A 24,006-nucleotide genomic window follows, 5' to 3' on the forward strand; every position below is an offset into this window, starting at 1 on the left:
GAACACATGAGAGCCTTGGTAACTTGCCTCCGGCGATTTACCGCACTAAGTTGGAAAACTCCAGTTTAGAGGTGTGCCATTAAAGGGGAAGTGGACATAATGACTTCCTAAACTGCTCTCTACCATTTATACCGTGATACAAAAAAAATGGTGCTATAAAAACTCTCATTCCATCATGTTTAGCTATTCGTAGATCCCTATTTAAAGACATGAGAGAGTTACCGCTTCTGATTACAGGGAGAAGTGAGCAAAGAGCACCAGTACAATTGTCAAAATCTAATTCGATTACCTCTTCAAACTTGACGACCTTAATTTCAGAGTGACTTCTTCTTATTTTTTGGACAAATTTATTACAAAACTCATATGATTCATCTGTAACTATATATTTTAACGAAAATGGAATGTGCCAATTAATAATATGATCAACCCATTCGTTTAAAGCTTTTTCCACCTCCATAGGAAGTGACTCTAATGTTAATGATTGCTCTTTTATACTATCCCCAGAACTTTTAATAGAGTTACATTTATGATTATTTGAATTATGAAAAGGCTTAAATGGCCATTTACCTAACCCTGATCCATGTTGTATTTTTTTCAACACCACAGGTTTAGGTGAAAAGTATTCAGTTGTGAAGTATTCATCTACTCGGCGTACCAAGTTACCCACATAGTTTTGATTACGAGAATTAGTATGTTCTAAGTGACAAAGAACCCTATCAGACTTTTTAAACGATAGAATAGTTATAACTTGATCGACATCTAACTTCCAGCTATTTACGATTTTGTTCATTAAACTATTACTAGTAGATGCTGAAATTATTACAAATGCGTTGTTCGTTAACTGGGGTCGACACACTTCGACACCAGAATATGAATGAAAAGATTTATATGACGGATTAAATTTATTACTACCTTCCAATCTATTAACAAGATTAACTATTGACAATACAATATAATTAATAGCTGAAGTATCAACATAAACTTGTTCTATATCAGAGTGATTTACTAAATACGGCAATAAAGCATATGCAATAAATGTGTTTTGGCTCGACGATTGGCCAAGCTTGTGGGCAGAAATAAATTCTTTATTATTTGATTGTGAAGGCTTTAGAAAACTAGTTCCTGGTGGACTACATTCAATAACTTGATTAGTTTTCGCAAGTAACTCAAGACCTACGCACTTAAGTTGACTTTCAAGTTCATTTAAAGAAAACGAGTCAGGTTCAATTGATTTGTAAAACACCTCCAGCTTGCCGCTTACATCAAAGCTAGTTGCTATAAATGGAACCTTATTTCCATACCTCTGAGCGTTTATCTTAACGGTTTCTCTCTCAAACATGGCTTTAAAATGTTCTTTATTATCACAAGGGATAATACAAACCACTTGATCTGGCCTATGATAATTTTGGTACGTAACCTCAAACGTTTCTTCCAGAGTTGTTGAGTCACTTTGCAAATCATCTATAAAAAAAACTAGGCTTACGTTCAGACCATTTTCTACTTCAAAATGAAACACTAAACACTCCTTGCTGATTTTTTTAAAATTGGAACTAGAATAGATGCAGAAGTTCCAACAATATTAGCGCGACGAGGCCTTATACAGTCTCTGTTAACTTTATTCACGGCGTTACTGCTCTCACTGTACCACTCAGTTAGAGTACGACCTGTTCTAACTCTTAATATTCCATTCAAACTATTCAAACTTTCCAATACTGTACTAAGACCTGAGCCTGAAGAGCTATTATTTTTAGTTGTATTATGTTTCTCAAAGCACTCTAAAATTGCATCAATTTCTTGTTCAACAGTAATTTCTTCAACTTTCTTATTGTATTTTTTACATATCCAGTTTCTTGCAAACCCTTCTCCATTATCAACAACAGATATTTCGATAAAGTGAATTTTCTGACCATCATGCTGATCAAAAATTCTATTTGAATACTTGTTAATTCTATCCGTTTCACCAAATAGATTAGTAAATTGTTTTTTATCAAATAATTGCTTATTTATAAGTACCCCCCTTGCTTCCTTCATGAATAAGTTTCCTTCTATATCTTTGCGCGCATGCTCATGCGTATTCAAAAATAATTGATGGACTACATTGCCAAGGTTTATCAGAAAACTATTTTCTTCAAAATGAAAAGGCTGTTTGTAAAAAGCTTCGAAAAATGCAAAAACAATAAACTTAAAAGCACCTGACTTTGATACTTGCTTACCATTATAGAGCGGGTGAATTAGACCGTTATTTTTGGAAGGTCTTAAACTAGGAAAGAATGCCCTTTGTCCCTTAAAAGCGCTTATGAATTCATTAGAGGTTACTTTAGATATTTTTTTTCCAGAAGAAAAAAATGCTTCTCTTTTGGAAACCGTTGTAATTCCATCTCTTAAAAAAACTTTGTCAGCCATTTGCATTGCAACCATGCCTGACATGCGATCACATAAACTTTCAAACCCCTCAACTTTATTACTTTCCTCTATATAAGTGTGTAATAGAGGAAATTGTGTATTTCTAGCCCAAGTACAAATAAACTGGATTAATAAGGCCTCTACACCTAAGCCACCAAAGCCAATAGAATTAGGTAAAACGATATCAAATTGATCTTCAGTTACTTCACTAAGCAACTGTTCAATATCCAAAGAAGTAAGAGCTTTATTTATACGTATTTTCTTTCTATCAATAGACACAAGCTTTCTTCACCCTTTACGGAACAAGATAAATCAATAGTATATTATAAACACATATCACTATAAAAGTTAGATCATTAACTACGAATTAGGTTATTTAAAAATCATACTCTTGCTTAAGCTTTTCTTTAACTCTTTCTAAATAACTTGTGCCTTTAGCAACTGTATTGGTGCCACCTAACTCTTTAAAAATTTCATAACAAATCTCTGAAGCTGAATCTATTTCAGAGTTATTAATATTGCTATTTTCTAGACCATTAACTTTTATGTTGCTAGGATATAGAGATCTAACCTTGGCACAACAAATGTAATATAAAACGTAGAATTTAATATCACTAATTTCGGCTGTTTCATACTTTTTCAATTCTTTTAATCTCAACTCTATATTTCGCCCCCATAATGCGACAACAAAGTAGGTGCTTAGGGCATTATTTATATGAAACAGTTTATCGTATGACTCGTCATTTTCTAATAATGTAGAAGGCCTAGCTCTTGCTGAATCAGGCCTTTGCAATAGCGTAGACATGAGACACTGAGATAAGAATGGAAGGCTCACTATTTCTTTAGGTTTTTTACCTTCATTTTTATAGAAGTTTTTCCGGCGGTCGTAATACATACCTCTAGGTCTAAAATAATCTTCAATACTGCGGTGCACATTGTCAGTCGCCCGTAAAGAAGATTTAGGTATTGGAGTCTGGCTGTTAGTTGCCCGAATAATCCTGTCCCTTGTTTCTTCATCCTCAGGAACGATAACTCTAATTAAGACAGCTCGCTTTTCTAACTCAATCCTATCTGGGTTATTGGTAAAAAACCTGTGAATTTCAGATGAAGTTTGTAGACCATTCACTATTTGGGGATTATGTATAATTAACTCTTTTCCCCCTGGGGTGGTAGCGTCTGAACCAAGAATTGTCACTCCATTATTGAGCCACCAAAATTCTTCATTATTTTCGCTTTCGAGTGTAACTTGAATCTCTTTATTAACATTAGTCTTCCCCTGATAATCACGAACATTCGATTCAAATATATAGCGCAGCAACTTACCAGATTCATCCGATATAAAAGTGTAGTAGTCCTTAATATTAGTAAGAGCAATAAATACTTTTTCAGATGTAGACAGGGGTGCCTCCGTTGTCGCTAGCCTGAATGCTTCATTAGGTCTTTCTTGACTAAGAGTGACTAGCTCATGGGCTCCTATAAAATCAACGGAAACACCAGAGTTTGGCAACATCCCCTTAACATCAGTTACTAAATCACCAGCTTGTCTATTAACATTCTCATGTACGTTAGAGCCCATTGATACGTAGTAAAAACTAACTTTGAGGGATGGCCGTCGTGTTACCAGTGAAACATAAGTTTTCTTGAATAGTTCGAATATTGAAAGTACCGTTTCATTGTACCTTCCGATAAAGTCGTTAGGATTAAACTCTAGATCGAGTAGATTCTTGCAAAGCCTTGATAGTTTTAATAGAGCATCTTCTCCAAAACCGTTTTCTTTTTTACTTTGAATTATTACAAGTTCAATGTCAGGGTTTTTTTTGTATTTTTCCTTTACATCAGAGTCTTCTTTAATCAGGTCGCCGTTTACAAATACGAAAATTGAATCTGCACCACCATCATGACTCTCTCCAGCTATGCCAGCTTTTATCTCTTCGTAACTAAGCTCGTACCCCTTTAGTATTTGGTTTGCTGAATAAAATTCAAAGAATTCACTCTCCGAAAAAGCTTCATCGAAGTCATCAGCTTCTTGTTTAAGTAGCTCACTTAATAGTATTTGATCGTTATTTGGCATCGTTCTCTCCATGAATCATGTAATGCAATAAAACTAACAGCGGCTACTCTATGTTTACAAATCGTAACGTTGTTAACCGTTATTACTCTGAATCAATACTCCGACACGGTCAAGTTTTAGTTACTTTAGGGTAATAGTTGGTTGGATACCTGCTACTCAAAATAACTGACTCTAATATTGCCTTAATTCTCAGTCTAGATTTTCTCAAAGCAGTCCTTAAAGTAATTACATCAACGCGTTTTAGGGCAAAAACGAGTTACGCCTGCGGGTTCGTTTTTGACTCATACACAACGGCCCTATTTGATTGAATCTCGTTAATAAAGACTAATAGATCAAATTAAGACTTATTCAGATAAAGGGCTTAATTGCCCTTTATTTTTTCCAAAAACAACTGCTTTTGTTCAGGGGTTGCCTGTTGCCACCAATAGTCCAACATGCCAACCACATCTGGATGTGCTGATTTAGGCGCTACAGGTGCTGGCGTAATTGCTCGTGTGGTAGTGCTTGGCGTTGAATAACGTGGTGCAGTAGGTGTTGATGGCTCACTTACTATCTCTGTCGCTACACTTGGTCTTTCTTGCGTCACCACCAATGTTGTCGCTAACGATTCATTGGGTGCTTGCAACATAATCAACGGCTGATCTGCAAATGCCTTTGCCGCAACCACATTGTCAGGTCGGTTAAATTCAACCTGATACTCGCCGTCTTGATCGATACTTATTTTTGCCCAAAATGGCTTCGACTCTATGGTTTCGTGGTCGTCATAGCCCACTTCATACAAGTCGGTGTAACGCATTTTGACCACATACTCCCCTTTTGCTAAGTCCAACTCTCGCACTTTGGAGAAGAATGAGTGTTCAATGGTTTTATCATCAACTTGCAAGGGAATAATTTCTTCAGGAAAACTTAGCAACGCAGCCTGTGAAAGCGGTGACAACAGTAAAACAGCGGTCGCAAGCGTATATTTTAAGCGCATCTATTCACTCCTTCGTGAGTACCAAATCATTTTATACCAATTGTATTAAGTAAATGAGCTATTTTGAAGCGGGGAAATAGCTTTAGTAGCAAGGCAAAAATTTTGCTATTTAGTTGTTCTAAATGAGAATTACTGCATACCTGCTTATATCTCTACCCTTTTAATTGATGCGCAGCGGGTTAACGCATCAAATCTATTGAGTCTCCTTGAGAGTTAGCTATGCTAGAGCAATTCAATATGCAGATAAGGAAGGACCATGAGTTCAGAAACTATTTTTACCAAAATTATTAATCGAGAGATCCCAGCAGACATCGTTTACGAAGATGAACAAGCACTCGCGTTTAGAGACATTAATCCACAAGCGCCATTTCACGTCTTAGTTATTCCTAAAACAGCAATTGCGACCATCAATGACGTGACGGAAGAAAATGCTCATCTTGTTGGTCATTTATATGTTGTTGCCGCCAAATTAGCGAAAGAGCACGGCTTTGCAGAAGATGGTTATCGTGTAGTGATGAACTGTAATGATCATGGTGGTCAAACTGTCTATCACCTTCACCTACATGTATTAGCTGGAAAAGAAATGGGCTGGCCGCCTTACCAAAATACGAAAAAAGTACCACTTTAGATTATTCTCTGTTAAGCAATGTAAATAAGTAAGTTATTAACAGCAATTGTTAAAAGCTTACTTATTTCAACAAATTACATTTAAATACATATTCTGTACATAATTTCGATTTATTATTTCACTTTGTTATATAGCGGATTTCTCTATCTTGTACTAAAAATTCTAATACAAAAGGTCTGAATCCCATGTTAGCATTGAGAAATCGGAAAAATTAGAGTGTGTCCAAAAATGAGCAGTAGTGCTTTTTTGTTATTAGATAAAGAACCGGTTAACACCATTGGTATCAATGTGTTACAACCTTTGTTAAAAACCCAAGGGTTGGATGTTACTATCGGAACTGATATCTCAGATGTGCCTGAAGGCACTCGATTACTTTTCATCGAAACCGCAGTGAACGATTCTTGGGGTCAATTAAAAGAACAACTAGTCAACCTCAAAGTTAAATGCGATATCGTGCTATTCAACTTAGATGAAAACCCGGAGCTTGCCAATCGTGCGCTGCTAAGCGGTATTCGTGGTGTATTTTACACGACAGACAACGCCGACGTGCTAATGAAAGGGATCCGTTTGTTGCTTGAAGATCAACTTTGGTATCGCCGTGACGTGATGTGCAATGTGTTAAATCGCATGTTGCAATTCAATAAGGATGCATTACATAAACTAACCGAAGGTGATATCGAACCTGTTAAGCTCACTAAGCGAGAAAAAGCAATTATCGCGCTAATGAGTAAAGGCGCGAAAAACAAAGAGATCGCTGAAGAGCTAAATATCAGTCCACATACGGTGAAAACGCATCTGTACAGTGCATTTCGTAAGACCAAATGTCGTAACCGTATCGAACTCCTTTCATGGGCTCAGCAGAATATTCCTGACGAAATTCGCTAAGCTTCATATGTCTTTAACCTGCTGACGCAAGTCGGCGGGGGAAGACAGCGCTGACATCGTGATATCGAAGCTTCTGTTTCATACGGGCTTTACTGCCTCAACGAATACCTCTATGCTAAGTTTTTTCGCAACAAAAAGCAGTTTTAGGTAAATGCTCGACCCAAAAACCCTCTACCTAACCAGCCTCGTCATGACGGCAATGATGGCACTCCTTACCTTTTTAACGTGGCGAGCGAATAAAAGCACTCCCGGAACGCTGCTCTATATTTTTTACCCTCTGGTTTTGCTTTGTGCGATTTCTTCCTTTGCACTACACGGCTATTTTGACAATTGGGAAACCATTCCCATTGCTAATACCTTGCTATTCACGGCCTCCATCATCCACTGTATGGCGATAAGGCAGTTTTTAGGGGTTAAAGGCCCATCCTTTAAAGTGTTTCTCGGCGTTACAGCAGGGCTTTTCATCTTGTTGATGTACAGCAGTATTTTCTCTCCTAGCCTGAGAGACAGGATCCTTATCTCAGACTTACAACACTTAGCTGAAGCGACACTCCTGCTCTATTTCTTTATCCGCTTCGCACGAAATAAATACCCTAACGGCAGCATAGTCTATATCACCATTCTACTTATTATATTGGTGATATTTACCGGCAGAACCCTATTAATGGGAGAAGTGACGCATTTCACGCTTTTCAAAGAGAACTGGTTTACCATCACTATTTTCTTCAATGGCGTCCTTGCTCCCATTTTTTATGCAACAGGCATGGCGCTGTTATGTAACGAGCAAAGAGAACAAAACCTTAATAAACTTGCATTAAAGGCACAACAAGACCTTGAGCTGCGCGGTATGTTTTTATCAACGATCAGTCATGAGATACGAACTCCGCTTAACGGTATCTTGGGCAGCGCCCAACTTGTACTGGGACGCACCAGAGATAGTCGCAACAAGGCCTACTGTGAGGCTATCGTAAACTCTGCAGAGTCGCTAAATTTACTGATTGATAAAGTACTAGACTACGCCAGTTTGGAGCAAAGTGATGAAGCCTTGTACGAAGAGGATGTTGAGCTTAGAAGTTGGCTACAAAACCTTTGCTTATTGCTCAGCCCGCTTGCAGAGCAAAAGAGACTACACTTTGAACTGGTGTACGAACTGCCCGATCAGGTGTGCTATTACTTTGACCAACAAAAGCTAAGACAAATTCTTATCAACCTCGTTGGTAATGCCATTAAGTTCACTGATAAAGGGGAAGTAAAACTCAAAGTTGAGATTTTAAAAGACCAACAAATTGAGCATAAAGTGCGCTTTAGTATCACGGACTCAGGGCCAGGTATTGATAGTGAAGATATTAATAAGCTGACCGAGCCATACGTACAAAGTAGTGCAGGTAAAGTTAAGGGTGGTACGGGCTTGGGGCTTGCCATTACCAGTCGCCTACTCAACCGTCTGAATTCGCAGCTAGATATTCAAAGCGAGCTTAACAAAGGCAGTACATTCAGTTTTGATTTACTACTAAACATTGGTGAACTGAGCTTAGTAGAGCAGCGCCCGCAGCACGATAACTGTATCACCGGTCTGAAAGTACTGTTGGTAGAAGACCTGGATCTCAACCAAAAAATCGCTATTGAGTTTATGGCAGAAGATGAGCATAAGGTTAAATTGGCAACCAATGGTAAAAGCGCCATCGAGATGCTAATACAGCACCATTTCGATGTGGTGTTGTTAGACATGAACTTACCCGATCTTTCCGGGCAAGAAGTATTAAAGCAGCTACAAAATTGTGAGCATAAAAACAAACGAACCCCTTTCCTAGCCTTTACCGCAAGCCTCAGCCCTGATGAGGTTAAAGAATACTTAGCACTCGGCATTCGCGATATTGTTGGCAAACCGATAAAGCAAGAAAAATTACGCCAAGCGCTTAGCGAGTCTCAGTCTCCCAAAAAAGCCAATGTCAGCGTCGAGTTGCCCGATATCCTATACGATGAAACGGCTGTAAATGCCCTAAAGTCTGGATTTAGTGAAGATGAAGTCTCTTCGATTTACAACGAGTTTGTGTTGTCGGCTCGTAATAAACTCATCCATATTCAGCAGCTATTAGAGCAAGACGAAGATCAATGTATTAGACAGCTTCATCGTCAAGCCAGCACCGCGTTACAACTCGGGTTTAACCGCTATGGTTCAAATTTGAAAAAAGCAGAGCGCCGCTTATTGGATGGCAAATCCTGCCATGATGAACTCACAGAAGCCATGACGCTATGGCAAGACAGTCTCGCTGCATATCTCCACTTTGTTCGTAAAGAGGCGATAGGTTAAGCGTCATTAAACGCATGTTGTTCGACATCATAATAAAACTTGTTCATGCTTAGTAAGCATATACATTAACGCTAATTTAACCGAGGCAAACTGCTCGCCTTGGGCAATAACTATAAAATTAAGGGAACATCTATGTCATTTTTTAAATCACCATTAGCCATTGCTATTGGTGCTGCTGTGATTGGTTTGGCTCAGCCAGCCAGCGCTGATGATGCCGTTACAGCCACGCAAAAAGAAGAGAAGTCAACCAAAGGCTGGGATGTGCTCAACCCACCAGGTGAAAAGCAAACCATCACCATCGATACCAACGAAACCACATGGAGTAACTTAGATGTTAGCCCTGATGGTAAAAGCATCGTCTTTGATATGCTTGGCGACCTTTACATCATGCCAATTGGCGGTGGTAAAGCAACAGCCTTAACATCCGACATGGGCTGGAACATTCAACCTAAGTTTTCGCCTGATGGCAAGCACATCGCATTTATCTCCGATCGCGCAGGTGGCGATAACCTGTGGGTGATGGACGTAGATGGCAAAAACCTGCGTCAGGTATCAAAAGAAGTGAATAATATTGTTCACAACCCTGCATGGTCGCCTGATGGTCAATACATTGCAGTTAAGCAAGGTCAAGTAACGGGGCGTACCATTCCAGGTGGCTCTATTCGTATGTATCACATCAGCGGCGGTAAAGGCGTGTTGGTTCGCGAGCGTCTACATGGTGCAAAATCGCAAAAGAACGTTGCAGAGCCCGCTTTTTCTCACGATGGCAAGAAAATCTATTACTCAGTTGATGCGACCTCTGGCGTGCGCTGGGAATATAACAAAAACTCGCTCGACGCTGTATTCGAAATTCGTAGTTGGGATTTAGCAACCGGTGAAGAAGAGACAGTGATCCGTGGTGCTGGCGGTGCTATTCGTCCAACCGTCAGTCCTGATGGTAAATCTATTGCGTTTGTTAAACGCGAAGATAACGGCAACGAAATGATCGGTTCCTTATATATTAAAGATTTACACTCTGGCGTCGAAACTCGTGTTTATGCCGGCCTTGATCGCGATTTACAAGAAGCCAATGGCGCACATGGTAACACACCTTCTTTTGCTTACACGCCGGATGGTAAATCCCTCGTTTTTTGGGCGAAAGGGGTATTCAACCGCGTCAATATCGCATCGCACGAGGTCAACGTCATCCCTACTCGCGTTGTCGCTGAAAAACAAATCACACCGGCGCTACGCTTTGCGGTAGATGTCGCGCCTGACACTTTTAAAGTCAAACTTGCACGCTGGTCTCAAATTTCTCCTGATGGTGAAACTGCACTATTCCAAGCGCTTGGCTACCTTTACGTAAAAGACATTGTGTCAGGCAAAGTAAAACGCCTCACTAAGCAAACCGACCACTTTGAGTTCTACCCAAGCTACTCTCGCGATGGCAAGTCTATCGTTTACACAACTTGGAGTGATAAAGACTTAGGCGCAATACGTGTTGTGTCTGCAAACGGTGGTAAAGGTAAAGTGATCACCCAAGAACCTGGTCACTATATCTCACCTAGCTTTTCACCAAATGGCAAAAACGTGCTATTTAAAAAGGTAACTGGTGGCTACTTGCTAAGCGGTGACTGGTCAATGCATCCAGGGATTTATCTAGTTAATGCCAACGGCGGTGAAGCAAAACGCATCATTAAACACGGCGACAATCCGCACTTTGGAGCCGACTCTGAGCGCATTTACTTCTCCACCATGAGTGATGAAACACATCGCGAACTAAAAAGTGTTAACCTCAATGGTCAAGAAGAACGTAGCCACTTCAAAGGTGATTACGTCTTTGACTTTAAGGTCTCTCCAAATGGCCAATATGTTGCATTTATCGAGCATTTCAATACGTTTGTTGCACCTTTTACCAGTACAGGTAAAACCTTATCCATTAACAAGGGTGAGAAAGCTTTCCCAGTTAAGCAAGTGTCAAAGTACTCTGGTGATTTCCTAAATTGGAAAGCGGACAGCAGCGCGCTAACTTGGGCATTTGGTCCCACACTTTATCAGCGCAAACTGACTGACACTTTCGCTTTCGTCGATGGTGCATCTGACAACACCGACGAGCTAACCGCTGAAGGTATCGACTTGAGTTTTGAGCAAAAAGCAGATAAGCCTGAAGGTATGATTGCGTTAGTCGGCGGTAAAGTAGTGACTATGCGTAACGCTGAGAACGAACAAGAAATCATCGACAATGGTGTGATCCTAATCAAAGAGAATCGCATCGTTGCAGTCGGTAAGCAAGGTGAGCTAGACGTTCCTAGCACAGCTAAAGTAATGGATATTAGCGGTAAAACCGTGATCCCAGGCCTTATCGATGCCCACGCACATGGCAGTTACGGTAGCTATAACCTACAGCCACAGCAAAACTGGAATCAGTATTCTAATCTTAGCTTTGGTGTAACGACTATCCATGATCCATCAAATAACTCTGCCGAGGTATTTTCTATGGCAGAACTACAAAGAACGGGTTTAACGGTCGCGCCACGCACCTATTCTGTTGGACGTATTTTATATGCTGGCCACGCGCCGGGTTATAAAACACCAATCAGTAACCTTGAAGACGCAGAGTTCCACGTTAAACGCCTAAAAGACGCTGGCGCTATTTCAGTGAAGAGTTACAACCACCCTCGCCGTGAGACACGTCAGCAAGTATTGGAAGCGGCGAAGAACATGGAAATCATGGTTGTGCCTGAAGGTGGTTCAAAATTCCAACACAACATGAACATGATAGTCGATGGTCATACTGGTGTTGAACATGCCCTACCGATCCCGAATATTTACTCTGATATCGAACAAATGTGGGGACAAACAAATGTTGGCTTTACGCCAACTTTCGTTGTTGCCTATGGCGGTATCTCTGGCGAAGAATACTGGTATCAACACACTAATGTGTGGGAAAACGAGCGCTTAATGAGCTTCGTTCCTGAGTATGTGGTAAAGCCAAGATCAATTCGTCCAAGCAAAGCACCTGAACGTCACTATAACCATATCAATGTCGCCAAAACCGCAAAACAGCTTCGCGATAAGGGTGTGACTGTGCACATTGGTGCTCACGGCCAGCGTGAAGGTCTAGCTGCACATTGGGAATTATGGTCTATGGCACAAGGCGGATTTACACCTTGGCAGGCGCTTCGCAGCGGTACAATCGACGGTGCAAGATATCTAGGTATGGACCGTGACCTTGGTACGATCGAACAGGGAAAACTCGCCGATCTTGCCATCATAGATGGTGATGTGCTGTCTAACATCCGTGATTCAGAGAAAGTTGCCTACACCGTGATCAATGGCCGTATCTACGATGCGGCCACCATGAATGAAATCGGCAACTATGACAATAAACGTCAGCCTTTCTTCTTTGAAAATGGCGCACAAACCCAAATGCATCCAGCAACTGCTGAGTATATGGAAGAAAAGGCCCATACCTATCATTGGAAACACTAATACGTAGCACGATTGAAGCGTGAAACGTTAAGTTTACAAGCCCGGCTATCTAGATAGCCGGGTTTTTTATTTTTTGTCTAGATCTTAATCAATACTGTTCTATGCTGTTATAGGTACTTCCATAGCAACAAGGAATTAGGTTATGTCTGGGTTTTCGCAATTTTTTAACTCTCTTAATTTAACTAAAAAGCTGATTTTTGCATTTCTAATCGTCGCGCTCGTGCCGTTGATAGTAATTATTTCCATCGCACTTAATACCGCATCGAATGCCATGACAGCGCAAGTATATTCACAACTTGGTGCCGTTAGTGAGATCAAAAAAAGCGCGGTTAATCGTTACTTTAAGACCGTTGAGGATAAACTCGATGCCTTTACGGCAAACCCATTACTTCCTGTGATTGCACAAGAGTTTATTACCAGCTTTCCTAGCGCTCAGGCCGATATTAACTATGCCAAATTATCTCGATTTTATGATGAAGTGTTCGTACCTAAATTCAATCAAGAAAACCCCGAAGATACGAGCACAGCAAGGCTAATTGGTAACATTTCAGAGTCTGGGCTTGCGCTGCAAGCACGTTACTTAGCAAGCAACCCCTACCCAGTTGGCGAAAAATACAAATTTATTGAAGCCGGTCACTTAGATAGTTATGACCTTGCTCACCGCAGTTACCATCCATATATGCTTAACATCGCCGACATTTATGAGTTTTACGATATCTTTATCATTGACCCAAGTAATGGAAATATTGTCTATTCCGTATTTAAAGAGGTTGATTTTGCTACCTCACTAGAAACGGGTCCTTATGCCAATAGTAATCTAGCTTCTCTTTATCAAGAACTGAAGGACTCAACGGATCCAACAATCAGCGCTTTCGCAGACTACAAACAATACCTCCCCTCCTATAATGCACCCGCTAGTTTTATTGCCAAACCTATCGTGGTGAATGGCCAAACCATTGCAATTGTAGCTGCACAGCTATCTATTGATGCCATCAATGCCATTATGACCGAGCGAGAAGGCTTGGGAGAAAGTGGTGAAACCTACCTAGTTGGCCCTGAGGGCCTGATGCGTTCAGACTCATTCTTAGATCCACAACATCATTCCGTGGTGAATTCATTTCGATACCCTGAACGCGGCAAGGTAGCCACGCTTGCAGTCTCTCAAGCATTAAATAATCAATCTGGACAACAGGTTATTGAAGACTACAACGGCGAAGCCGTGTTATCTGCCTATACACCAGTGGAAGTCTTTAATACGCGCTGGGCACTGCTTGCCGAAATTGACGAAGCGGAAGCGTTTGCTTCTATCACCTCACTATCTCAATACCTGATGATTATTTTAGCGGTCACTATAGTATTAGTACTGATCGTCGCCTACTGGTTCTCAAAAACGCTTACCAAACCTGTTCACGAGTTGGTAGAAACCATGAAATCAGTTGAACAGGAAGGTAACTTTTCATTGCGAGCGCCCATTCGTAGTCATGATGAAATAGGCAATAGTGCACAGGCATTTAATTCTCTACTGGATGCCCTACAGCTTTCTATCACAGAGGCTAATCGCGTCATGAATCAAATGGCCTCGGGCAAGTTTGACGACCGCATCAAAGTACCGTGTCGGGGCGAGCTAGAAACCCTAAAAGAAGCCACTAACCATTGTGCTAATACGTTAAGTCGAGCCATCTCTGAACTGAATGAAATTTCCATTGATATGGCAAATGGTCGCTTCGATACCAAACTTAATGCTCCCATGTCTGGCGATTTAGACAAGCTCAAAAATAATATTAACGATTCTTTGGCATCGATTAATTCGACTATGAACGGTATTGTTCATGTGATGACCAATATTGAGCAAGGTAACTTTAAGGAACAAGTCACCGTGCCCGCTAAAGGCAAGTTAGCGCAACTTAAAGATTCGGTAAATAATTCCGTACGCAGCCTTAGCAGTGCAATTGACGGTATCAGCACGATTATGTCTGCACTACGCCAAGGCGACTTTTCTGCGCAACTCGATGCCCCTCTCGCAGGCCAATTAGATACCTTAAAACAAGATATCAACTCCAGCATGGCAAACCTAGACAGAGTAATGAAAGAAATAGGCACTGTGATGGCTGGCGTCAGCAACGGCGACTTTAAACAACAAGTGGATGTGGTAGCAACGGGCCAACTCGCGCAACTTAAAGATAATATCAATGCTTCTGTGACCGCCGTTGATGTTGCTATCTCGGAAATTTCTACGGTGATGATGGCTATTAGCCATGGTCGATTCGACCGCACCATTCAATCTGCGATGTCTGGCCAGCTTGATAATCTCAAAGGTGATATCAACCGTTCAGTCGAGAACCTCAATCAGGTCATCGAAGAACTCGGCAGCGTAATGGGCGCAATGTCCGAAGGAGACTTTAGTCAAAAAATAGAGTTGCCACTACAAGGTCAGCTGCAACAGCTTAAAGAGAATGTAAATGACTCGACCTTACAGGTCTCTGGAGCAATCTCCGAAGTGAGCAGCGTGTTGGCCAATGTTGCTCAGGGTGACTTAAGTAATCAAGTAAATGGGGAATATTTTGGCGTGTTTAAGTCTTTGCAAAATGACACCAATACCACAATTAAAAAACTCACCAGTGTAATCGAAGGGATCCAAGCCGCTGCAAATTATGTTGCTCAAAGTGCCGGAGAAATAGCGGCGAGTAACACTGAAATCAGTCAACGCACAGAAGAGCAAGCAGCAAACTTAGAAGAAGCCAGTGCCAGCACTGGTAATATGTTAGATGAACTCACTAAGGTTTCAAACCAATCTGGTGATGCCGTAGGGCTGGCAACAAACGCAGAAAACATAGCCAAAGAAGGGGGCAGCTTATCTGCCCAAACCGTAGCCGCAATAATTGAAGTGAACAAAGCCAGTAAAGACATTAATGAGATTGTATCGGTGATTGATGGACTTGCGTTTCAAACCAACCTGCTGGCACTCAATGCCGCCGTTGAAGCGGCACGAGCGGGAGAAAATGGCCGTGGCTTTGCAGTCGTTGCAAACGAAGTACGAGAGCTGGCAGGGCGTAGCGCCGCCTCTGCAAAGCAAATCAAAGAAATTATCTCAAACAGTAATCAGAAGGTAGAGCAAGGGACTGAACTTGCCAATAGTTCCGGTGAAAAGCTGCAACAAATCGTTGGCGCCGTGAGTGATGTAAATAACAACATCATTAAAATCAATGAGTCGACTTCAATGCAGCAGCAAGCCATTAAAGAAGTGGATTTGGTGGTGCAAAGGCTGACAGATCTTATTCAAGAAAACTCTGCAATTACCGAAGAAACGATGGCAGCGGCGAGACAAATGGCCGAGCAAGCCCATGAAATGCGCTCCCAGTTGAGCTATTTCCGTTTATCAAAAAATGATTACAGCGCCACTGGCAGAGAAGGTGAATTGCTTGTGCATCAATATAATGCATCTTAGGGCCAGTTGAGTTTCGAGTTAGAGCATGCCCAACTAAGCCTTTTAGTTGGGCATGCTATGCCTGTACCAATGTGTATTATGCCAATGTAAATTTATCCGCATCGAGGTGGGCTGGAAATTTAGCTTTATACTGCTGCAAATCGCTCAGTTTTAGCTTTACGGTAATAACCTCAGCTTGGTTATCTACTGCCGACACAAGACTATTACCATTGAAATCAACCGCTTTGGTACCGCCATTATGTGCAGTGCCATACCCGTCTTCACCTACGCGATTTACCGCAAGCACAAAGCACTGATTCTCGATTGCGCGAGCAGCCAGTAAAGTATCCCAATGATTTCGGCGTGCCGCTGGCCAGTTTGCAATATTAATCATAACCTCATAATCGGTCTGATTGCGCTGAAATACTGGGAAACGTAAGTCATAGCAGATCTGCGGTAAGAATCTAATGCCTTTTAATTCGAACACTTCACGGTGCTCACCAGCAACGACAAAATCACCCTCATTACCCAAACAGAATAAGTGTCTTTTGTCATAATGAAGTATCTTTCCATCCGGCTGGCACCACACCATACGGTTAGCCTTTTTATCTCCTTGCGGAACCAGTATGCTGCCCGCTACAACAGCTTCAAAGCGCTGAGCATATTGCTGTAAAAACTCGATGGCTGCATCAGCATAGCGCTCAACATCCGGCTCTTTTACGGCGAAGCCGGTAGCAAATGTTTCTGGTAGCAAAATTAAATCGCTTGGCTCGACATTTTCTAGCAAACGTTCAATATGGGTAAAGTTGGCCTCAGGTGAAAGCCACTGGATATCTGTTTGAACAAGGGTAACGGTTAAAGTTGACATAAGCGTTTTGCAGCCTCTTCTAATGTCTGATTTTCCTTAGCAAAGCACAATCGTATAACCTTGTCTTCAGGTGCTTGTTGGTAAAAAACGCTGAGTGGCACTGCCGCAACCCCAACCTCTTCCACCAGATAGTGACAAAAGGCAACATCATCAAGATCAGAAATTTCACTGTAATCCAAAAGCAAAAAATAAGTCCCTTCACTTGGTAATAGCGTAAATCGGCTTGACGCTAACGCCTTAACCAGTACATCGCGTTTTTGTTGATAAAACCCACTCAGCTCATCAACGTGCTCAGGGTGTTCAGCAAGCATATCAGCCAATGCAAGTTGTGCCGGAGTGAAACTTGAGAACGTTACATACTGATGGATTTTTCTAAACTCAACAGTCATTTGCTTTGGCGCCACACAGTAACCCATTTTCCAGCCTGTACTATGAAAGGTTTTACCAAAGCTAGAGATCACAAACGCACGCTCAAACAATGCAGGATCAGTTAATGCGCTCAGATGGGGCAAACCATCAAAGGTAATATGCTCGTATACTTCATCACTGATCAATAACAAGTCATGCTGATTTAGCAGCTGTTTTAGTTGCTCTAAATCTGACGGCTTCAGCGTTTTAGCCGACGGGTTATGCGGTGTATTGATGATAATAGCACGGGTATTTGGGTTGATACTCTCTGCGACTTGTTGCCAATCAATTTGGTAATGTGGCGCGGTCAATGCAATATGTACGGCTTTTCCGCCAGCAAGTTCAATTGCAGGCTCATAGGAGTCATAAGCCGGATCGAATACAATAACTTCGTCCCCTTCAGATACTATTGCCTGAATTGCCACGAAGAGTGCTTCCGTTGCACCGGAGGTCACCGTGATCTGTTCTTGTCCTGAAACACTCACCTGATAACGACGCTCAATTAATGCCGCAACTTGTGCTTGCAAGCTCGGTATGCCGGCAGAAGGCGAATACTGATTTTGACCTTCGCCAACATAGTGACTCAATTGTGATTTGAGGTAATCAGGCGCATCAAACTCCGGAAAGCCTTGCGATAAGTTGATCGCACCATGCTCGTTCGCTAATGCCGTCATTTGGCTAAAGATACTAATTCCAACCTGAGGTAACTTACTTTTCACTGCAACACTCTCTTTCTTATGGTGCTAATCGTGAGTGGATGCTATCATTGCTCAAAATAGATGTATAGCCGTCCAAACGCATTTAATTTATAGGTGTTAACTATGCACACACAAGCCGCAAAACTCGCGCTTATCGACGCAGGAGCTTGGGTTGCTCAGCAAGGCTGGGTTCCCGCGACTGGTGGTAATTTCTCTATCAAAACAGACTCTGGCTTTGTTGTCACGGCCAGCGGCTTTGATAAAGGTAAATTAGCACCAGAACAATTTCTGGAATTAGACGCCACTGGCACCATCATTGCCGGTAGTGGCAAGCCTTCAGCCGAAACCGCATTGCACCTAAAATTATATGATTTATGTGCGGGTGCACAGTGTATATTACACACGCATTCCGTAGCTGCGACTGTGTTGTCGCGATTTATTCAAGGCGATCAATTTCAGATCCGTGGTTATGAAATGCAAAAGTCACTGTCTGGCATTCAATCCCATGAAGAAACCCTATCCATTGCTATTTTTGATAACGATCAGGATATAGAGCGACTAGCACAGCGGGTGGCGCAATCTCATCAAACTACACCAGTTGTACACGGTGTATTGATCCGAGGTCACGGGTTATACGCCGTGGGCCGCACAGTGCAAGAAACTCGTCGTCATATTGAGGGCTTAGAGTTTTTATTTGCCTGCGAATTAGAACGCATCAAATTGGAGGGGCGCCAATGATCAAAGCCATTTTAACAGATATTGAAGGGACAATTACCCGCATCTCCTTTGTTAAAGAGATACTATTCCCATATGCCGCTGCGCATTTACCGCAATTTATTCGCGACCATCAACATGACGCCGCCGTTGTCGAGCAAATTAGTGCTGTCAGAGCAGAATTGGATAATGCCAACGCTGATATTGATACCGTGATTGCCGCGCTACTTGAGTGGATCGCCGCAGATAAAAAAATCACGCCATTAAAACAGCTACAAGGTCTCGTTTGGCAGTTTGGCTATACAAACGGCGATTTTACCGGACATTTGTATGAAGATGCCTACCAATTTTTAACACAACAAAAAGCGAATGGCTGCGACCTCTACGTGTATTCCTCGGGCTCAGTGAAAGCGCAGCAGCTACTGTTTGCGCACTCAGACTATGGTGATATTCGCCCGCTATTTAGTGACTACTTTGATACTAAAGTGGGTGCCAAGCAGGAAGTCTCGTCGTATCAGAACATTATTGCAGCCCTACCGTATGAAGCAGAGCAAATACTCTTTTTAAGCGATATCGTTGCCGAGCTAGACGCGGCAAAGGCCGCTGGCATGCAAACATTACAACTGTTTAGAGATGCACAAGCAACATCACCTGAACATCCAGTTATATCAAGCTTTGACCATTTTGATGAAGGGGCATTTTCATGAGTCAACTGACTATCTACCAGGTACAGAATCCAAGCCAAGCTTTACAACAAGAGCAAGACGCAAACATCATCGCATCTTTGCTCGCAGAGCAAGGCGTACGCTTTGAACAATGGCAGACTAGCACCGATATCACCGCTGAAATGTCACAAGACGACATTATTAATGCCTACCTGAGCGATATTGAAAGATTAAAGACGCAAGGCGGCTATCAAACTGTCGACGTGATTTCACTTGCAAAGGGCAACCCTAGTGCCTCGGAGTTGCGACAAAAGTTTCTTTTTGAGCATACTCATAGCGAAGATGAAGTACGTTTTTTTGTTAAAGGACAAGGGCTATTCTGCTTACACTTAAACGATAAGGTTTACCAAGTTTTATGTCAGCAAGGTGACCTAATCTCAGTACCAGAAAATACGCCTCATTGGTTCGATATGGGTAGCGATCCAGAATTTACCGCCATTCGCCTGTTCAATAATCAAGAGGGTTGGGTTGCAAAAAGCACGGACTCTGACATTGCAAAGCAGTTTCCCTTACTTGATTAATCCAAGTCTGAATACTCACAGTATTAACGAAGCACTGTGAGTACTTGCTTACTCATGCTAGGCTCACAACCTTCAACAAAATACACACCAAATTCCATCACCAGATTTTACCTCATGACTCATTTCAATATTTGTATTACAACAGCAAGTAAACCAACATGGCACTGACATAATAGGTAAACTCTTGAAGAGGCCTGACTTTCAATCTACGTTTCCGTTGATATGAACGTTTTCACTTATCAAAACTAAGTCCTTAAAATGCGCATACTCTCCCTAAAACGCGTTAACTTTTTGTACCTAACTGCAAGAAAGCCTCCTTATCAACTAATCGGCTCGACATTTGATTAAAATACAAAATTATTTAATTTCTTTGAGCGCGCTGATGAGTAAGTTTATTGATGTTTGCTGCTGATGCTGTTTCAAAAGTAAATACATCACCGTTATCGCTGTATACCCAAATAACACAGATTTATACATGTATGGAAAGTAGTTTAAAAATACAGAGAGAGCAAGATACAAGAAAACAAACCCCGTGACTTCAATTTTTTTCTTCCGTTCAACCTTATTTGCTTGTTCTAATTGCTTAATAATTTCATCTAATTCTATTGATTTCGATTCTTGTTTTTCCATAATAATACCTTTTAAAGTTTGATTCGCTTATTGCTTGGTTTAGGTTAAATAAGACGACACTATAGTTTAAAGCTCGGAAAGGCCGAAATAATTTCTTTGTATAGTATCGGGTTGCTATTTTGATACGCAGCAACCCTTTGTTTGTGACTTGATTCAATAGGGGCTCCCGCGTAGAGCAGCTGAGAGATATAGAAAAAGCTGTCATTCAAACTCATATTATTCCCAGCAGCTAACTCCATGGCACTTGCCCCATTTTCAACCTGCTCTAGTGCAAAGTCTAAGGCATCTAGCCCATAGGGATCTGGCTTGACTGAAACCTTATGTCTCAGCAAATATGTCATGATTTTTGGAGTGCGTAATAAAACGGCATAGAGCAACGCATTGCGACCTAGTGGGTCAACAAAATGTAAATCCAAGTCATATTTAACGAGCGCCTTAATTAGTGGAAGGTTGTGCGTTCGCACTAAATTTAATATTGTTTGGGGACCTAGCTGTGCCCCTTTTTCAAGTAATCTAGTTATTTCATCGATACTGGCATTTGTCGAAATGGCCATGGTCAATAAAGCGTTTAGCATTTCTTGCTGCTCTATTTGCGCATTTTGTTCAGTCATATGATCTGCAGCTTGCTGCCAATTACCTTTTTGTGCCAGCGTAAAGGCTTCTGTGATCGCCTCTTGTAACTTGGCTTGCTTTGCCTTTTCTTCATCGCTTAACTGCGCTTGTTGTTCGGTGTGTCTCGCCAGCAAAGCTTTTAATTGTTCATAACGATAATTGTCTACTGCCATTTTGTTCAGCAAATCAGGTTCTTGCCCCAAAACACGGACTATCATGCTTGGATCAGTATTCTGTTCAGTGACTGTAGTAACCAAACTCTCAGCTGACTGTTTTATCTCTTTAACATTAACGGCCTGTAACTGCTCATTATTTAGCTGTTCATATGCGTGCTCACGATTAAATACTAGCTGTATTTTTGCTCGCCCGACAGAGTGAAAGCAGGGATGGGCTTTAGACAACTTTTCAGGAGCTACTATGTCTGATAAAACGGCGCGATATAATTTATCGACACCCGATTCAATCTCATCTTGCCATTCTGACGGTATTGCATTTTCTACGTGTTGAAGCTGGGTCTTATATTGCGCGAGAGTACCATCAGAGAGCCAGTGAAGAAGCCTCTTACTACTAAGTTCGTTCGAAGGGCGCACCCCATTTGCTAGTAATAAAAGAATGATAGACTCTACTTCATCAGCTTTGTCTGTAGGTGCTGGTGAGAGTAAATCGAGGGCATTATTCGAAAATGGGTCAGCAATTGCTGGACTTCCTTCTTTAAGCCAAAACGTAGTTAATTCAGAGTTAATTGCAGCAATAGCAACATTTGTTAGTGATGTATAATGCTCTAACTCATCGTCATACCAAACTTCACTCGGTGTTAGTCCGCTTGCATCGAGTAACTGGGCCATAAGGGTTGGAGCGATACCTAGTTGCGTGGCTGTAACCAAGTCTTGATATGTCACCAAAATACCGCTCGAGGTAAGCTCTGAAATAACGTTGGAATTGTCACCTTGAAGTTGCGTCAATATGAGACTCACAGGTGTGTCGTAGACAGAAACACGCTTGCTGGCTTGTATTTTATTTTGCTGATAGGCGGTTATTAACCCTTTGATGTCTTGACTTCTAAGGTAGGCCCAGAACATATCAGCCTGTCGCTGAGATAAAATACCATTAGCGTAGTGAGGGATTGCATCTACCGATTGGTAATACTTCGATTCAGGCCTTAGCATTCGACCTCTAAGTATACCTAGGCCCGCAGCTTTTGAAATATAATCTAGCTGGTTTTCGCCTAATCCCTGATGCTGCATAGAAGAAAATATATATTGAATACGCTGCTCAGCTAGAGCTTGCCAGCTTACCATATCATCAATATCACTTGCATAGTCATTACACATCACACTGATCGTTTCTTCCGGCTGAGTTGCAACACTTCCCAAGCTTGTATGCTGATATTGTCCAATGTTATTTGACTGCAACGGCTCACGAGTTATTACATTTTCCTCGATGTTGTCAAAGGCGAGGTATGTCCAATAAAGGCAGAGCAGTGCTAACAATGTAGCGCTTGCAATTAAAAGTGACTTTTTACTCAATATTTTGCTCCTTGCATTAATATATATCGTCAACGATGTATAGGCGCAAAATGTGCTCCTATACATCACCTTTGCTATGCTCTAGCACACGCTTTTTTCTGATTGGCAATTTTGCTTGAACAATAACTGCCTACAGTATGCATATCAGCCTCTTTCGCCATGTTGCATGCTGCTGCTGCAACAATACCTGACGCCCCACCTGCACCTAAAGACATACTGCCAACAGCAATACCCAATATTCCAGAAGCACCAATACACGCATGATGTAATTGACTAATAGTGTATTTACGGTCCGCCACACAAGTTCCTTTAGAGTCGATGCCTGCTAAGCATTTCTTCTTTTTTTCTTCATCGGTTTTCTGTTTTGATGTCGTGCTTGTACCGCCACCACCACCACCCCCAACACCAGCGCTACTACTAGAGTTGCCCCCATCCCACGGATATAGCGTCCGCATTCGTTCTGTCTTTTGACCTATCACGTCAATTCTTTCTACGGCAGTGACATTTTGGGTAGCTAGAAGCGCTGCTAAGCTTAATACAAGCGTTTTTATTTTCACTTTATTTCCTTATTACGGTTTGTATGTATTTGACTAACTTTTTATAGGCGTTATAAGCATCAAACTTGACACACCAATACCTATAATAATTGAGTGGGTCTTCAACAATAGAGAGATGCCATCACAAAAATACACTTATAAAGAAGAAAGTAAAACTTTCAAAAAAAACAAAATAACACTTAGTTTCAACACCTTACCACAAAAAATCATGAGCAAATAACAAATTGGTAAGAACTTGATTATCGGGTTTAGAAATTAAAATTTTTATAAAGCAATTCAAAGCATGGAGTTAAATATAACAACCCACTGAATTAACAAACACTTTAACGACTTAGACTTTCACATTACTGAATAAGACATAAATAAAAAATTTTTAATAGAACTTATTAGGCTGCCACTTACCGCTATATCAATAAAAATTATCAAAGTAAGTTATTTATCCCGACTTTAAGGCCAACTTGATTAATTAAGTACCCTATTATGAGGTGATAAAACATTGTCGATAACACGGCTACCGCGTCCTGTTGCCTCCAAGGTATCTACATCCATATAAGCAAGGCAAAATTTTTCTACTTAGT

At 41.4% G+C, this 24,006-nt stretch carries 17 protein-coding genes; 8 read left to right on the forward strand and 9 right to left on the reverse strand.

Going from position 1 to position 24,006, the window contains the following annotated elements; all coding sequences use genetic code 11:
- Positions 1–79: 79 nt before the first annotated feature.
- From MHN32_RS21075 to MHN32_RS21090, 4 genes are all read right to left on the reverse strand, one after another.
- Positions 80–1,516 carry a hypothetical protein gene (locus tag MHN32_RS21075; protein ID WP_239422718.1) on the reverse strand — a complete coding sequence of 479 codons (1,437 nt, stop codon included), beginning with the start codon at positions 1,514–1,516 and terminating at the stop codon, positions 80–82.
- Positions 1,516–2,682: a hypothetical protein gene (locus MHN32_RS21080; protein WP_239422719.1), complete on the reverse strand. Its 1,167-nt coding sequence runs from the start codon at positions 2,680–2,682 to the stop codon at positions 1,516–1,518. Before MHN32_RS21080 ends, MHN32_RS21075 begins: the two co-directional genes overlap by 1 nt.
- 97 nt (positions 2,683–2,779) lie before the next feature.
- Complete coding sequence (locus tag MHN32_RS21085; protein ID WP_239422720.1) at positions 2,780–4,474, reverse strand: AIPR family protein; 1,695 nt, start codon at positions 4,472–4,474, stop codon at positions 2,780–2,782.
- Between the two features lie 361 nt (positions 4,475–4,835).
- On the reverse strand, positions 4,836–5,450 hold the full coding sequence (locus MHN32_RS21090; protein ID WP_239422721.1) for a DUF2057 domain-containing protein: 615 nt from the start codon (positions 5,448–5,450) through the stop codon (positions 4,836–4,838).
- A 256-nt stretch (positions 5,451–5,706) separates the two neighbouring features.
- Between MHN32_RS21090 and MHN32_RS21095 the strand changes: the two genes are divergently transcribed.
- From MHN32_RS21095 to MHN32_RS21115, 5 genes are all read left to right on the forward strand, one after another.
- On the forward strand, positions 5,707–6,078 hold the full coding sequence (locus MHN32_RS21095) for a histidine triad nucleotide-binding protein (protein ID WP_095728839.1): 372 nt from the start codon (positions 5,707–5,709) through the stop codon (positions 6,076–6,078).
- A 228-nt stretch (positions 6,079–6,306) separates the two neighbouring features.
- Positions 6,307–6,963: a response regulator transcription factor gene (locus MHN32_RS21100; RefSeq protein ID WP_010606850.1), complete on the forward strand. Its 657-nt coding sequence runs from the start codon at positions 6,307–6,309 to the stop codon at positions 6,961–6,963.
- 151 nt (positions 6,964–7,114) lie between these two features.
- Positions 7,115–9,274: an ATP-binding protein gene (locus MHN32_RS21105; protein ID WP_174170265.1), complete on the forward strand. Its 2,160-nt coding sequence runs from the start codon at positions 7,115–7,117 to the stop codon at positions 9,272–9,274.
- A 132-nt stretch (positions 9,275–9,406) separates the two neighbouring features.
- Positions 9,407–12,745 carry an amidohydrolase family protein gene (locus tag MHN32_RS21110; protein ID WP_239422722.1) on the forward strand — a complete coding sequence of 1,113 codons (3,339 nt, stop codon included), beginning with the start codon at positions 9,407–9,409 and terminating at the stop codon, positions 12,743–12,745.
- A 142-nt stretch (positions 12,746–12,887) separates the two neighbouring features.
- Entirely contained in the window at positions 12,888–16,190 is a 3,303-nt protein-coding gene (locus tag MHN32_RS21115; protein ID WP_239422723.1) for a methyl-accepting chemotaxis protein, read from the forward strand.
- A 76-nt stretch (positions 16,191–16,266) separates the two neighbouring features.
- Here the strand turns inward: MHN32_RS21115 and MHN32_RS21120 are convergent, their stop codons facing one another.
- Together MHN32_RS21120 and MHN32_RS21125 are read right to left on the reverse strand one after the other, a co-directional pair.
- Positions 16,267–17,037, reverse strand: a complete 771-nt coding sequence (locus MHN32_RS21120) for an amidohydrolase (RefSeq protein WP_239422724.1) — start codon at positions 17,035–17,037, stop codon at positions 16,267–16,269.
- Positions 17,025–18,164 (reverse strand): methionine aminotransferase, encoded by a 1,140-nt coding sequence (locus tag MHN32_RS21125; protein ID WP_174170261.1) that lies wholly within the window; start codon positions 18,162–18,164, stop codon positions 17,025–17,027. Before MHN32_RS21125 ends, MHN32_RS21120 begins: the two co-directional genes overlap by 13 nt.
- A gap of 102 nt (positions 18,165–18,266) precedes the next feature.
- On the opposite strand from MHN32_RS21125, the gene MHN32_RS21130 reads away from it, so the two are divergent.
- Genes MHN32_RS21130 through MHN32_RS21140 form a run of 3 tightly spaced genes read left to right on the forward strand, consistent with a single transcriptional unit; the run spans position 18,267 to position 20,103 of the window.
- Entirely contained in the window at positions 18,267–18,881 is a 615-nt protein-coding gene (locus MHN32_RS21130; RefSeq protein WP_235368381.1) for a methylthioribulose 1-phosphate dehydratase, read from the forward strand.
- Entirely contained in the window at positions 18,878–19,564 is a 687-nt protein-coding gene (gene mtnC / locus MHN32_RS21135) for an acireductone synthase (protein ID WP_239422725.1), read from the forward strand. Before MHN32_RS21130 ends, mtnC begins: the two co-directional genes overlap by 4 nt.
- Positions 19,561–20,103 carry a cupin domain-containing protein gene (locus MHN32_RS21140; protein WP_102057708.1) on the forward strand — a complete coding sequence of 181 codons (543 nt, stop codon included), beginning with the start codon at positions 19,561–19,563 and terminating at the stop codon, positions 20,101–20,103. Before mtnC ends, MHN32_RS21140 begins: the two co-directional genes overlap by 4 nt.
- A 357-nt stretch (positions 20,104–20,460) precedes the next feature.
- On the opposite strand, the gene MHN32_RS21145 is transcribed toward MHN32_RS21140, so the two are convergent.
- The 3 genes from MHN32_RS21145 to MHN32_RS21155 form a co-directional block, all read right to left on the reverse strand.
- A complete protein-coding gene (locus MHN32_RS21145) occupies positions 20,461–20,733 on the reverse strand; it encodes a hypothetical protein (RefSeq protein WP_010606859.1) in 273 nt (90 codons plus the stop codon).
- 59 nt (positions 20,734–20,792) lie between these two features.
- Positions 20,793–22,871, reverse strand: a complete 2,079-nt coding sequence (locus tag MHN32_RS21150; protein ID WP_239422726.1) for an ankyrin repeat domain-containing protein — start codon at positions 22,869–22,871, stop codon at positions 20,793–20,795.
- A gap of 74 nt (positions 22,872–22,945) precedes the next feature.
- On the reverse strand, positions 22,946–23,428 hold the full coding sequence (locus MHN32_RS21155) for a hypothetical protein (protein ID WP_239422727.1): 483 nt from the start codon (positions 23,426–23,428) through the stop codon (positions 22,946–22,948).
- Positions 23,429–24,006: the final 578 nt, after the last annotated feature.

Origin of the sequence: Pseudoalteromonas sp. Of11M-6 (genome assembly GCF_022347905.1) — a bacterium.
Taxonomy (GTDB): Bacteria; Pseudomonadota; Gammaproteobacteria; order Enterobacterales; family Alteromonadaceae; genus Pseudoalteromonas.

Bases quoted from the DNA above. Each gene is read 5' to 3' on its own strand.
- mtnC (WP_239422725.1), top strand. From the start codon at position 18,878: ATGATCAAAGCCATTTTAACAGATATTGAAGGGACAATTACCCGCATC.
- MHN32_RS21130 (WP_235368381.1), top strand. From the start codon at position 18,267: ATGCACACACAAGCCGCAAAACTCGCGCTTATCGACGCAGGAGCTTGG.
- MHN32_RS21110 (WP_239422722.1), top strand. From the start codon at position 9,407: ATGTCATTTTTTAAATCACCATTAGCCATTGCTATTGGTGCTGCTGTG.
- MHN32_RS21145 (WP_010606859.1), bottom strand. From the start codon at position 20,733: ATGGAAAAACAAGAATCGAAATCAATAGAATTAGATGAAATTATTAAG.
- MHN32_RS21090 (WP_239422721.1), bottom strand. From the start codon at position 5,450: ATGCGCTTAAAATATACGCTTGCGACCGCTGTTTTACTGTTGTCACCG.
- MHN32_RS21120 (WP_239422724.1), bottom strand. From the start codon at position 17,037: ATGTCAACTTTAACCGTTACCCTTGTTCAAACAGATATCCAGTGGCTT.
- MHN32_RS21140 (WP_102057708.1), top strand. From the start codon at position 19,561: ATGAGTCAACTGACTATCTACCAGGTACAGAATCCAAGCCAAGCTTTA.
- MHN32_RS21095 (WP_095728839.1), top strand. From the start codon at position 5,707: ATGAGTTCAGAAACTATTTTTACCAAAATTATTAATCGAGAGATCCCA.
- MHN32_RS21100 (WP_010606850.1), top strand. From the start codon at position 6,307: ATGAGCAGTAGTGCTTTTTTGTTATTAGATAAAGAACCGGTTAACACC.
- MHN32_RS21115 (WP_239422723.1), top strand. From the start codon at position 12,888: ATGTCTGGGTTTTCGCAATTTTTTAACTCTCTTAATTTAACTAAAAAG.
- MHN32_RS21105 (WP_174170265.1), top strand. From the start codon at position 7,115: ATGCTCGACCCAAAAACCCTCTACCTAACCAGCCTCGTCATGACGGCA.
- MHN32_RS21085 (WP_239422720.1), bottom strand. From the start codon at position 4,474: ATGCCAAATAACGATCAAATACTATTAAGTGAGCTACTTAAACAAGAA.